The sequence below is a fragment of the Streptomyces sp. H51 genome, assembly GCF_035656535.1.
GTDB lineage: Bacteria > Actinomycetota > Actinomycetes > Streptomycetales > Streptomycetaceae > Streptomyces.
The window spans coordinates 154340-166749 of record NZ_JAYMHD010000069.1 but is presented as its reverse complement, the minus strand read 5'-3'; the positions used below and the strand labels follow the sequence as shown (position 1 = coordinate 166749).

General features: G+C 73.2%; 13 protein-coding genes. 7 read left to right on the top strand and 6 right to left on the bottom strand.

The window, feature by feature from the left end; all coding sequences use genetic code 11:
* Positions 1-611: 611 nt before the first annotated feature.
* Positions 612-1976 (top strand): FAD-dependent oxidoreductase, encoded by a 1365-nt coding sequence (locus VKA29_RS25225; RefSeq protein ID WP_324788249.1) that lies wholly within the window; start codon positions 612-614, stop codon positions 1974-1976.
* 117 nt (positions 1977-2093) lie between these two features.
* Entirely contained in the window at positions 2094-3059 is a 966-nt protein-coding gene (locus tag VKA29_RS25220; protein ID WP_324788248.1) for a DUF1152 domain-containing protein, read from the top strand.
* Here VKA29_RS25220 and VKA29_RS25215 read toward each other — a convergent pair.
* The 3 genes from VKA29_RS25215 to VKA29_RS25205 all read right to left on the bottom strand — a co-directional run bounded on the left by VKA29_RS25215 (position 2989) and on the right by VKA29_RS25205 (position 5823).
* On the bottom strand, positions 2989-3978 hold the full coding sequence (locus VKA29_RS25215; protein ID WP_324788247.1) for a hypothetical protein: 990 nt from the start codon (positions 3976-3978) through the stop codon (positions 2989-2991). The two genes, VKA29_RS25220 and VKA29_RS25215, sit on opposite strands and share 71 nt — an antisense overlap.
* 35 nt (positions 3979-4013) lie before the next feature.
* Positions 4014-5207, bottom strand: coding sequence for a DUF2306 domain-containing protein (locus VKA29_RS25210; protein ID WP_324788246.1), 1194 nt, complete (start codon positions 5205-5207; stop codon positions 4014-4016).
* A gap of 85 nt (positions 5208-5292) precedes the next feature.
* The gene (locus VKA29_RS25205; RefSeq protein ID WP_324788245.1) at positions 5293-5823 is read right to left on the bottom strand and encodes a PadR family transcriptional regulator; all 531 of its coding nucleotides are present in this window, start codon (positions 5821-5823) and stop codon (positions 5293-5295) included.
* Positions 5824-6098: 275 nt separating this feature from the next.
* Between VKA29_RS25205 and VKA29_RS25200 the strand changes: the two genes are divergently transcribed.
* From VKA29_RS25200 to tgmB, 4 genes are all read left to right on the top strand, one after another.
* Positions 6099-7262 carry a hypothetical protein gene (locus tag VKA29_RS25200; RefSeq protein ID WP_324788244.1) on the top strand — a complete coding sequence of 388 codons (1164 nt, stop codon included), beginning with the start codon at positions 6099-6101 and terminating at the stop codon, positions 7260-7262.
* Between the two features lie 136 nt (positions 7263-7398).
* A complete protein-coding gene (locus VKA29_RS25195; protein WP_324788243.1) occupies positions 7399-7689 on the top strand; it encodes a YkvA family protein in 291 nt (96 codons plus the stop codon).
* 133 nt (positions 7690-7822) lie between these two features.
* On the top strand, positions 7823-8014 hold the full coding sequence (gene tgmA / locus VKA29_RS25190; protein ID WP_324788242.1) for a putative ATP-grasp-modified RiPP: 192 nt from the start codon (positions 7823-7825) through the stop codon (positions 8012-8014).
* Between the two features lie 17 nt (positions 8015-8031).
* Positions 8032-9015, top strand: coding sequence for an ATP-grasp ribosomal peptide maturase (gene tgmB, locus VKA29_RS25185; RefSeq protein WP_324788241.1), 984 nt, complete (start codon positions 8032-8034; stop codon positions 9013-9015).
* Between the two features lie 7 nt (positions 9016-9022).
* Here the strand turns inward: tgmB and VKA29_RS25180 are convergent, their stop codons facing one another.
* Complete coding sequence (locus VKA29_RS25180; protein ID WP_324788240.1) at positions 9023-9238, bottom strand: hypothetical protein; 216 nt, start codon at positions 9236-9238, stop codon at positions 9023-9025.
* 539 nt (positions 9239-9777) lie between these two features.
* Positions 9778-10017, bottom strand: a complete 240-nt coding sequence (locus VKA29_RS25175) for a DUF5133 domain-containing protein (protein WP_324788239.1) — start codon at positions 10015-10017, stop codon at positions 9778-9780.
* Between the two features lie 169 nt (positions 10018-10186).
* On the opposite strand from VKA29_RS25175, the gene VKA29_RS25170 reads away from it, so the two are divergent.
* Positions 10187-10567 (top strand): hypothetical protein, encoded by a 381-nt coding sequence (locus VKA29_RS25170; protein WP_324788238.1) that lies wholly within the window; start codon positions 10187-10189, stop codon positions 10565-10567.
* A gap of 34 nt (positions 10568-10601) precedes the next feature.
* Here the strand turns inward: VKA29_RS25170 and VKA29_RS25165 are convergent, their stop codons facing one another.
* Entirely contained in the window at positions 10602-12371 is a 1770-nt protein-coding gene (locus VKA29_RS25165; RefSeq protein ID WP_324788237.1) for an ABC transporter ATP-binding protein, read from the bottom strand.
* Between the last annotated feature and the right edge of the window lie 39 nt (positions 12372-12410).

Below are 12410 nucleotides of genomic sequence, written 5' to 3'. Positions count from 1 at the left end.
CGCCAGGCCGCAGGCCACAGGCCGCAAGGCCGCAAGGCCGCAGGCCACAGGCCGCAAGGCCGCAAGGCCGCAAGGCCGCAAGGCCGCAGGCCGCAGGCCGCAGGCCGCAGGCCACAGGCCACAGGCCACAGGCCGCAGGCCACAGGCCACAGGCCACAGGCCGCAGGCCGCAGGCCGCAGGCCACAGCGTCGCGTAGCCCCGTCCGAGATCGGCGCCCGGGGGTTCGCTGCGGGCTCGCCCTCTCGCCGCTGCGGACCGATCGGCGCACCCCGGGCGCGCGCCACCGCGGCGCTGCTGGCCACCTCCGGCATCGCCAGACCGGGGGCGCCCCCTGTGGCCTGGTCGTCGGCCTGGTCGTCGGCCTGGTCCTCGTTCTCGTCATCGCCCCGCTGCTCATCGCAGCGAGTACCCGCGCGGGGTCTCGGAAGGAGGTTGCGAGGGCCGCCGAGGCCGACGCGGTCCGGTCCCCCGCCGGGCCGCAGGACGGAAAGGGCCTGCCCATAAGTCTGACTTATGGGCTCATAGGGCGGACCCGCGTACTGACTTAGGCTTGCCTTAGCTTAGGCTTCCCTTTCGAGTCGTCTGTCCTCGCTCGAAGGGAAACCTGATCATGCCCCGCCCCCTGCGGGTAGCCATCGTCGGAGCCGGCCCCGCCGGGATCTACGCCGCCGACGCGTTGCTCAAGTCCGAGGCGGCCGCCGCGCCCGGTGTGTCCATCGACCTCTTCGAGCGCATGCCGGCCCCGTTCGGCCTGATCCGTTACGGCGTCGCGCCGGACCACCCCCGCATCAAGGGCATCGTCACCGCCCTGCACCAGGTGCTCGACAAGCCGCAGATCCGTCTCTTCGGGAACGTCGACTACCCGTCCGACATCAGCCTGGACGACCTGCGCGCGTTCTACGACGCCGTGATCTTCTCGACCGGCGCCACGGCCGACCGCGCGCTGCCCGTCCCGGGCATCGACCTCGACGGCTCCTACGGCGCGGCCGACTTCGTGTCCTGGTACGACGGCCACCCGGACGTGCCGCGGACCTGGCCGCTGGAGGCCGAGAAGGTCGCCGTGCTCGGCGTCGGCAACGTCGCGCTCGACGTGGCCCGCATCCTGGCCAAGACGGCGGACGAACTGCTGCCGACGGAGATCCCGCCGAACGTCCACGACGGCCTGAAGGCCAACAAGGCACGCGAGATCCACGTGTTCGGCCGTCGCGGCCCGGCGCAGGCGAAGTTCTCCCCGATGGAGCTGCGGGAACTGGACCACTCCCCCACCATCGAGGTCATCGTCGACCCCGAGGACATCGACTACGACGCGGGCTCGATCGAGACGCGGCGCGGCAACAAGCAGGCCGACATGGTCGCCAAGACCCTGGAGAACTGGGCCATCCGCGACGTCGGCGACCGTCCGCACAAGCTGTTCCTGCACTTCTTCGAGTCGCCGGTGGAGATCCTCGGCGAGGACGGCAAGGTCGTCGGCCTGCGCACCGAGCGCACCGCGCTCGACGGCACCGGCAACGTCAGGGGCACCGGCGCCGTCAAGGACTGGGACGTCACCGCGGTCTACCGCGCGGTCGGCTACCTCTCCGACAAGCTGCCCAAGCTGCCGTGGGACATCGACTCCGGCACGGTCCCGGACGAGGGCGGCCGGGTCGTCCAGGAGTCCGGCGAGCACCTGCAGTCGACGTACGTCACGGGCTGGATCCGGCGCGGCCCCGTCGGCCTGATCGGCCACACCAAGGGCGACGCCAACGAGACGGTGGCCAATCTGCTGGACGACTACGCGAACGGCCGGCTGCACACCCCCGCCTCGCCCGCCCCCGAGGCCGTGGACGCGTTCCTCGCCGAGCAGGGCGTCCGCTTCACCACCTGGGAGGGCTGGCACCGCCTGGACGCCGCCGAGAAGGCACTGGGCCAGCCGCAGGGCCGCGAACGCGTGAAGATCGTCGAACGCGAGGACATGCTCCGGGAGAGCGGCGCGTAGGACGTGCCCGGGGTGCGGCGGGGCCGGGTCCGTTCCCGGCCCCGCCGCACCCGCTCGTCGGCGCCCCACGCGCCCGGCCGGACAGGACCCGGGCCGGCGTCCTGTTACCGTCCACGGGTGTTCTCGCTCCTCGAACCCCCCTTGTTCACCCGGCTGAGCGATGCGCGGCGGGTGCTCGTCGCCGGCGCCGGCGGCGGTTTCGACGTGTACGCCGGTCTGCCCCTGGCCCTCGCGCTGCGGTCGGCGGGCAAGGAAGTGCACCTGGCCAGCCTGTCGTTCGCGGACCTGTACGGGCTGGACGGCGACGTGTGGCTGGACGTGGACGTCGCGGCGGTCGGGCCGGACACCGAGGCCCGCGGCGACTACTTCCCCGAGCGGACGCTCGCCCGCTGGCTCGCCCGGCAGGAACTTCCCACCACCGTCCACGCGTTCCCCCGCGTCGGCGTGCGGCCGTTGCGGGCCGCCTACCGCACGCTCATCGAGCACCTGGGCGGGGTCGACGCGATCGTGCTGGTGGACGGCGGTACGGACATCCTCATGCGGGGCGACGAGCACGGGCTGGGCACGCCGGAGGAGGACATGGCCAGCCTGGCCGCCGTGAACGGCCTGGAGGAGGTGCCCGACAGGCTCGTGGCGTGCCTGGGCTTCGGCGTGGACTCCTACCACGGCGTCAGTCACGCGCTGGTCCTGGAGAACCTGGCGGCCCTGGAGCGTGACGGCGCTTTCCTCGGCGTGTTCTCCCTGCCGTCCGGCAGCCGTGAGGGCGCGCTCTACCTGGACGCGGTGGCGCACGCGCAGCTCAGCACACCGGAGTACCCGAGCATCGTCAACGGCTCCGTCGCGGCGGCGGTGCGCGGCGAGTTCGGCGACGTCCGCTTCACGGAACGGACCAAGGGCAGCGAACTGTTCGTCAATCCGCTGATGTCCGCGTACTTCTGCGTGGACGCCGCCGGTCTGGCCCGCCGCAATCTCTATCTCGACCGGCTCGAGGACACCACGCTGATGCGGCAGATCAGTTCGGTGATCGAGGAGTTCCGTGCGCGACTGCCACGCCAGCGGCCGCCGCGCGCGTTCCCCCACTGAGCCGGGAGAGCAGCAGCCATCCACTGGCACCCGTGACGAGCAGGCCCGCCACCATGGCGACGAGGCTCATGGCCGAACCGGAGGACCAGTCGACGCCCGCGGCCCGGAAGGCCAGTACGAGGGTGAGCGCCGCGCCGGTGAAGGGCAGGGCGAGCAGGGCCGCGCGGGTGCGTTCCAGGTCGTCCTCCGCGAGGGCGCCGAGGACGCCGACGCCGAGCGCGAGCGCCCACACGCCGAGGGCCTGGGCGTCGAGGCGGTCGAGGTCCCACGGGACGAAGCCGGACCAGAAGCCGGGCCGCACCAGCAGCCCCGTGCCGATGCCCAGCCAGGACGAGCCCAGCACCGCCAGCGGCGGCTTCGACCAGTTGGGCAGCGGCGCGGTGCGCGCACCGGCGGGCTGACCGGACGGCGTCAGGTGCTGCCAGGCGAGGAGGATCAGCGCGGACACGGTCAGCACACCCAGCGTGAACATCCAGCCAAGACTGAACAGGACCAGGATGATCGAGCCGCCCTCGGCGATGTACAGGTGGCGGGCGTCGAGCAGGCTCACCGTGAACAGGCCCACCAGCACGATCGCCATGGGGTACACCAGCGTGCGCACCTCCTGCCACAGGCGCGCCCGGCCGACCGTGAACAGGGCCGGTGAGGTGCCCAGCATGGCGGCGCCGACCAGGCCCTGGCTCAGCGGCTCGGGCGAGGGCCAGGCTCCGAAGACGTGCCCGGTCAGGCTGACGGCCGTCATCAGGCCGCCGACGAGGAGGCTGATCACCGCGACGACGGTGGTCAGCATGGCCACACCGGCCGTCAGCGCCCTTGCGTCGGCCGACGCCGGCACGGGCGCCGACGCCGGCACGGAGGCCGAAGGGGTCGGCCCGTCCGGGGCCGGTGTGTTCTGGGAGGACTCGGTCGGGTTCGGCATGGCGGGCTCCGATTCCTGGTGTGCCGGCGCGGCGGCTAGGCGGCTGGGGTCGAGACGTCGACGGCCGGAGGGCGCTCGTCGGCCGCGGTCCGTTGGAGCGATGCGCGTTCGAGCAGTTCCCGGGCGTACATCAGGCGCAGGGCGACCACCGCGGTCGCGGCGAACGCGAGGAGTCCGCAGCCGACGGAGACACCGGCCGACAGCGCCGTGTGCCGGTCCAGGCCGAGACCGCGCTCGAACACCGGCACCGCGCCCGCCGACAGCACCGGCGCCAGGCACAGGGCGGTCAGGTGCAGCCGCCACTCCTCGCGGGCCCAGCTTCGCCCCCGCCGCCCGGCCCGGCGCGCGCTGACCGCCATCACGGCGTACGTGACGGCGTACGGCACCAGGTAGGCCGCCAGCAGTCGGCGGCCCGCCGCGCCGGAGTCCAGGTAGGAGCGGGCGATCCAGGTCAGCGCGGCCGCACCGGCCAGGTGCGCGGCGGCCAGCACCGGCAGCGGCGCCCACGACCCCCGCACCCCCGCGACCTGCGCCCGCCGGTCCAGGGTGCGGGCGGCGATCAGCGCGCCGAGGACGACCAGCGAGCCCAGGTGCTGGATGGCCACGCGGTTGATCTCCGTCATGGGAAGTCCGGGCAGCAGCCGGGGCAGGGCGCCCCACTCCAGGCGCAGCAGCGGCGCGGTCAGCAGGAAGGCGTAGCACAGCAGCATCCAGCGCTGGTGCAGGTCGCGGTGGCCTGCGACGGCGGCGAGGACGCCGAAGGTCACGCTGAGCACGGTGCCGGTCAGGATGGTGGCGAGCACGATCCAGAAGGCGGGCCCGCTGAAGGCGTCCTCGGGCGCGGTCCGGGCCAGGTACACGGCGGCACCGCCCATGGAGGCGTACACCGTCACCGCGAAGAGCACGCCGAGCACGCGGTGCAGCCGGGTGCGCCGCCGCGCCGCGGTCAGGAGTTGCGCGGGCCCGAGCAGCATCAGGATGCCGCCCAGCACCGAGTGCAGGATCATCGGGGCCAGGCTGTGGCGGTACGGCGCGATCCTCGTGGCCACGGCGTCGGCGACGTAGCGCGGCGAGACGGCGCGGGCCAGCAGCCACTCGCCGTAGGCAGGCGCGCCCGGCCGGGCGTACGGCCACAGCTCGGTCATCGCCACCGGCGCGTACGCCACGCACACGACCGTCACGGTGACTGCGGCGACACGGCGCCAGGTGCCTTTCGTCGGACGACGCACGACGACTCCCCGCTCGTGGCCTCTGCCGGGCCCTCGATAGTCTCGTCTGGACTATCGAGACGGTAGGGCCGGAGCGGCGCCCGGGTCAACGGTCCGTCAGGCGGGCGTCCCGCTGCTGCACCCATTGCCAGAAGTCGACCATCATCCGCTCGTAGCGGATGCCGAACTCCAGCGCCTCGCGCTGTCCGGCGGTCAGCAACTCCCCCACGCTCCCGGCGAGTTCCTCGTATTCGTGCAGGGTGCGGGCGTGTTCGCCGACCTGGGTGGGCGCGAGCACGTCGGGCCGGCCGCCGAACCACAGCTTGAGGATGCCGCGCTCCCGCGCCTCCACCGGCACGAACTCCGGATCGTCCAGCCACCCCTTCAGCACTTCCCGGCCGCGGTCGGTGAGCGCCAGCACCCTGCGGCCCCGCCCGCTCTCCTGCCGCACCTGCGACAGCAGACCCGCCGCGAGCAGGCGGTCGCACTGCGCGTAGACCTGCGCGTGCGGCACGGACCAGAACGGGGCCACGGTGCGGGCCGCTTCCACCTTCACGTCGTACGCACTGGCCTCGCCCAGTTTGTCGATGATGCCGAGGACGAGGTACGAGGAGGTGGTCAACCGGGTGTCTGACATGGAGCGACGGTATCGCCCGGGCGGTCCGGGAGCCGTCGTGGGCGTGGTGCGGACAGGGCCCGCCCCGAAGCGGATGGAGGGCGGGCCCCGTTCGCACGGGCCAGTGTCCTCGCGCACCGGCCGGTGGCGGGACGTGTGAAGCGGTGCGGCCACGGGTGGGCGCCGCGCGCCCCGAGTGCGGGGACACGCTCCCGTGCGCCCACCCCCGGATGATCGCCGGACGGCGGCGGGCGGGATACTGGTGTGCGCACGTGCCCCCACTCCGAGATGGACTCATGCCCGCCTCCGCCACCGTCCACCCCACGATTCCCCCCACGGTGTGGCTGGCTCGCGGCCGCCACCCCGGCCCCGACGCGCCGGACGTCGTCCGGGACACCCTGCGGCGGCGCGGACAGCACCGGGTCATCGACGACCACCTGGAACTGCCCGACGGCCGGAGCGCCTCGCAGCACGTCTTCGAGGCACGCTGGAAAGCCGCCGGGACGGTGACCGTGCGGGCCCGGCTCACGCTCGCCCGGGACACGGCCGACGGTCAGGAATGGGTGCTGGCGGCGGAGGCGGAGGCGCCGTGGGACCCGGAGTGGCCCTCGCCCGTCACCGTGTTCTGGCCCGACGCCCCGGACGCCGACTGGGACCACGACCCGGCGACCGGACTGCGTCTGGGCGGGGTCAACCGGCTCCCCCCGGAGGACAAGGACATCCGGCGCCTGCTGCGCGCCTCCGTGCGCGACGGCTGGAGCATCGACGTCGTCGTCCACGAGGCGATGACTCCCGACGAACACGGCCGGCGACCGCTCGCCCCGCTGCTGCCGCCGAGCCTGCGCCACCGCGTGCTGGAGCACCGCGCCGCGCCGGAGCAACTGCGCGTGGTCAACTGGGCGCTGCGCGAGTTCCACGTCGAGGTGCCGCGCGGCGGGGCCGTCCTGCTGCCGCCGTTCCCGGCCCCGGCCGGGTTCGACGCCGGCGACTTCGCCGTGCGCACCGTCTTCCTGGACGGCTCGCGGCCCACCGGACTCGTCGACGCCCTGAACCGGTTCGCCGCGCTGCCCCCGCCGCTGCCCCAGGGCGGCGAGGAGGCCCTGACGGCGCTGCGGGAGGACTGGCACCTGCGCACCCCGGAAGAGGAACTCGTCCATCAGCGCAAGCTCGTCGCCATGTACGCCGAGGCGCTGGAGGCCATGACCAAGTCCCGGGACCTGTACCGGGAGGCCGCCGAGCGCGCCCACGAGGCCCTGGCCGTCTACCGGGAGTCGGCCGGGGATCTCCCCGCGCGGCCGGACCCGTCCACCGCTCCGGCCCGGTCCCCGTTGCGGCAGCTGACCCGGACGTTCGAGCGCCTGAAGGTCACCGCCGCCAGGGTGCCGCGTCCCGCGTCGGACACGCCGGACGGCGGGCGCGAGGACGGCGGTGACGCCCCGTCGGGGGCGGCCGAGCCGTAGCGGAGCCGTGGCCGCCGGGTCCGCCGAGCCCGACCGTGACCGGATCCTCACAGGTGGTCCAGGACGTATGCGCGCCGTATGCGGGAATCCGTGAAGTGGGCGCGCCGGGCGGCACGCCGGATGGAGGAAGGTCCCCGTGAGATCCACCACAATCATGATCACCGTCGTCGCGGCCCTGGCGGCCGTCGTGCTCGGGTTCGCCGTGGTGCTTCTGGTGCGGCTGGTACGGACCCGGCGCAGCCTGCGGCGCGCGGGGCTTCCGACCGGCCCACGTTGGGTTTTCTGGGGTGCCGTGCTCTATTTCGTGCTGCCGACCGACCTGCTGCCCGACCCTGTCTACCTGGATGACATCGCCGTCCTCCTGCTCGCACTGCGCACCCTGCGCGGCAGCGTCGGCCGGGCGAATGGTCACGAATCGTCCCTTTGACTACGCAGAGTAAGGAAACCAATCACAAGTTCGATTCGTATAAGTGACTGGAAGGGCAAGGCAGTCGGCGGACCGGACGGAGCCACGATGAGGGGGACCGTCTGATCGGCGCAGCACCGACGAGGGAGAGACGATGCAACCGTTCACGCTCAACTACGCACGTCCAGCGGTGGAGTTGGAAGCCACCACCCCGTACGTCTACGACTCCGGGCTGCAGTTGAACGTGCTTTTCGACGGCCGGGTCGCCGCGCGTGACCTCGCGCTGCTGAGGGAACTCGGCACCACGACATCCACCGCGGGTTCCAAGACTCACTTCGACGACTGAACACGGAACCACCGACGATGACGGTGCTGATCCTGACCTCCGAAGAGGACGTGACGGCCGACATGGTCGTCGTGCACCTCAACTCGTCCGGTGTTCCGGTGGTCCGGCTCGACCCCGCCGACCTGACCGACGGCGTGGCCCTGTCGGCCGAGTACGTGCACGGGGCCTTCCGCGGCCATCTGCAGTCCGCGGGACGCCTGGTGAGCATCGACGGTCTGCGGTCCGTGTGGGTCCGCAGACCCGGTGCGGCGGCCGCGCGGGCCGCCGCACCGTCCGCATGGCTGACGGAGGAGTCCTCCCAGGCCCTCTACGGCATGCTCCGCGGCTCGGGGGCCCGTTGGATGAACCATCCCGACGCGGCCCGCCGGGCCCGGCACAAACCATGGCAGCTGCGCCTCGCCCAGCGCTGCGGGCTGCCCGTCCCCGCCACCCTGATCACGACGTTCCCGCAGGCCGCCCGGGACTTCGCCGAACGCTTCCCGGACCTGGTGGTCAAACCGGTCTCCGGTGCGCACCCGCAGGATCCGCCGCGGGCGGTGCCGACCAGCCGGGTCGCACCGGACACCGACTTCTCCGCGGTCGCCTACGGGCCCACGCTGCTGCAGCGCCGGGTCGCCAAGCGGGCCGACGTCCGCCTGACCGTGGTGGGCGGGCGGATGCTGGCGGCCCGCAAGGCCGTCGCCGAGGACGCCGATCCGGAGGAGGTCGACGTCCGCTTCGCCTCGGGCGACGTGCCGTGGCGCCCGGCCGACGTCCCGCCCCGGGTCTCCGACGCGGTCCGCCGTTACGTCCGGGAGGCACAACTGTCCTACGGCGCGTTCGACTTCGCCGAGGACGCCGACGGCACCTGGTGGTTCCTCGAGTGCAACCAGTCGGGGCAGTTCGGCTTCGTCGAGGTGGAGACGGGCCAGCCGATCGCCCGGACCATCGCCGAGTGGCTGGCGCGGCCCGGTCGGCGGCCGCACACCCGCCGCGACGACTCGAGCCGGACGGTGTGCTGAGCGCGCGTCAGTGCGGGAGCGAGCCGGGCGGCAGGGCCGTACGCTGCCAGCCCGCCCCCGGGGAGGCCGGGCGCTCGGTGGGCGTGAAGGCGCCGTGGGACTGCAGAGGCCGCATGACGTACTCCAGTTCCCGGCTCACCCGTTCGGCCTCTCTGCGGGTATGTGCGGGGACGTCGCCGCGCTCGGCGACGAGTCTGTCGTAGATGGGGGACTCCTGGAACACCCGTCAACGCGCCTTTCCTAGTGCTGCCCACGCACATGGGCACGGGTGCCGAGTCTAGGGGCCGCGGCCACGTCGGAGGGCGGATTCGGCGGGAGGAGGTGAGGTCCGCCCCGGATCCCGGCCGGGCCGGGGGTCCGCCGGCGTCGGCCGTCCGGGCCGGGCCGGACGGTCACCAGCGCCGATACTGTGCCCCGGAGCGGACCGAACACGCCTGCGGACGTGGCGAGTTGCACGGTGTCCGCCCGCTCCGCCGACCGCCCGTCACCGAGTCGGCCGAGGAGTCCGTCCTGACGGGGCGGGACGCAGGCGACCAGGATGCCGGCGGCCACGGCGGTCAGGGTGATGGACACCACAAGTCATCGGCCGCCCAGGCCGCCCGTCGCTGAGACGGCGGCGAGACCGCGGGGGAACCCCGGGCGGGCACGGCCGGCCCGATGCCGGCGCGGACCCGGCGGACGCCGTGCGGCACCCGGACGGGCGAGGAAGGAGCCCGTGCCGGCTCCGGCTCCACCGTCGCGCGCGATGAGGGCGCCCGCGCCTCACACGGCGAGCGACAGCCCCCCGTCCGCGCGGCCGGCCCGCCGGGAGGCGAGCAGCAGGGCGTCGGCCCTGGCTATCGCCTCGTCGAGGTCCGCGGCGCCCGTCATCGCGCACAGCCGGTCGCCGACGGCACGCGCCTCGCGTGCGATCTCGGGGCTCTCCCGCTCCGCCTGCGCGATGCGCAGCGTGGCGTACCTGGTGAGCAGTGTTCTGACGGCCTTCGGGTCCGGAACGAGCACGGGGCGCCCCTTTCTTCGTCTGCGGCTCGTGTGCCCGGGCACGGCCGGACCATGCGCCCCTCCGGCACCGCGTGCCGCGATGGACGCGATGTCGCCTCCGGCCCGGTTCCCCTCGCGCTCTGACGCGTTGAGCACAGTGCAATCCTCCGAGCACGAAAGGTGACCGACCATGAACCGCTCAGGCCGTCTCCTCAGCGTCCTCTACCTCGCCACCAGCGGCGGGCTCGCCTGGACCACGCTCCTCGAGTTCCGCCACGGCCCGCTGTGGGCCGGATTCCTGTTCGCCGCCGCCAGTCTCGTCCCGGTGATCGGGGCCGTCCGCGAGTCGGTCGTCACCGACCTCTGCCGGGCGGCCGCCGAACCCGTCGGGCCAGGCGGCCCGCCAGGCCACGGTGGTCCCGGCGGTTCCGGCGGTTCCGGCGGTCCCGGCGCCGACGCGATCGTCCGCGAGGAGCTGGACGGCGCGTGCTGCGAACGCTGGTGGACGAGCCTCGGCTCCGACCACGACGCGACGTGCCGGCACCGCGTCCCGCGTGGCAGCGCCGCCTGACGCGCGGGCGGCCGCCCGTCAGGCCGCCCGCCCGTCAGGCGGCCTGTCCGCCGTGCAGGGCCGTGTAGGCGCCGCCGCGGCGCAGGAGTTCCTCGTGCGTGCCGGTCTCCAGGATCCGGCCGTCGCCCATCACCACGATCCGGTCCGCGCCACGCACCGTGGACAGCCGGTGGGCCACCACGAAGGTGGTCCGCCCGTGCAGCAGCCGGGCCAGCGCCTGCTGCACGAGGGCCTCGGAGCGCGTGTCCAGTGCCGAGGTCGCCTCGTCCAGGATCAGCACCCTGGGGTTCCTGATCAGGGCGCGGGCGATGGCCAGGCGCTGGCGCTGGCCGCCGGACAGGCGGGCGCCGCGCTCACCGACGAGGGTGTCGAGGCCCTGCGGGAGCCGGTCGACGAACTCCAGCGCGTTCGCGTCGCGCAGGGCCGCGCGCACCTTCTCCTCGTCGGCGTCGTCCATGCCGTAGGCGACGTTCTCGCGGATCGTGCCGTCGAAGAGGATCGACTCCTGCGGCACCACCGAGACGAACCTGCGGTAGGTGCGCAGGTCGAGCGTGTTCATGTCGGTGCCGTCCAGCAGCAGCCGGCCCGGTGTCGGACGGACGAACCCGATGACGAGGTTGAGCACCGTGGACTTGCCCGCGCCGGACGCGCCGACGAGCGCGATCGTCTCGCCGGGAACGACGGTGAGGCTGAAGTCCCGTACGGCGTAGCGCCCGTCGTCGCCGTAGGCGTAGCCGACGTCGTCGAAGGTGACGGCGCCGCGCAGCGAGGTGAGTTCGGACCTGCCCTCGTTGTCCTCGAGTTCCGGCGCCTGCAGCACCTCGCCCACGGAACGGACCGATTCCAGGCCCTTGGTGACGACCGGGGCCAGGCCGGCCAGCGTGGTGGTCGAGTTGGTGAGCGTGGTCAGGAAGGCGCTGAGCATGACGACGTCGCCGGGCGTGACGCCCCAGACGCCGTAGTACGACACCAGGGCCGCGCCGGCCAGCACCATGACGCCGACCACGTTGAGGACCACCCAGGCCAGCGAGCCGAAGCGGCCGTTGACGAGGTCGAGCCGCATGCCGGAGGTCAGCAGCCGGTGCAGGGTGCCGTCCATGCGGCGCAGCGCCTTGCCCTCCAGGCCGTGGGCGCGGGTGACCGGGATGAGCCGGGTCATCTCGGTCACCCGCGAGGACAGGGTCTCGACCTCGTGGCGGAAGTGCTCGTTGTGGGTGCGCAGCCGGGCCCTCAGGCGGGCCACGACGAGCGCGGCGGCGGGCACGACGACGATGAAGACGGGGAGGAACTCCGGTGTGCGCACCCCGATGATGACGAGTCCGCCGGTGAGCACGGTGATCGCGCCGAGCCCGGTCTCCGCGGTCTGCTGCACCATCTGCTCGACCGTCTCGACGTCGCGGACCACCTTGGCCTGCAGCACACCGGCGCTCACGCGCGAGTGGTAGCCGATCGAGAGCTGCTGCATCCGGGTGCACAGCGCCGAGCGCAGGGCGGTTCCCATCCGCCGGACGCTGCCGTACAGCAGCCGCACGTACAGCAGGTGCAGGGGGTAGTTGACCAGGAGGATGAACGTGATGGCGCCGGTGCTCAGCCAGAGCCTGCCGATCGGCTGGTGCTGTACGACGGTGTCGACGATGGACGCGGTGATCAGCGGCAGCAGCCAGACGGGGCTGTGCTTGACGGTGAAGACGCCGACCGCCGCGACGAGGCGGCGGCGGTCGGCGCGCAGCAGGTAGGCGAGGGTGCGGAGCGGGTGTTCGTCCCGGTAGCGGTGGTCGAGCGGTCTTTCCAACGGCGATGCCATCGGCGGTTTCCTCCCCGGTGACCTGTGACGGCAAGCGCC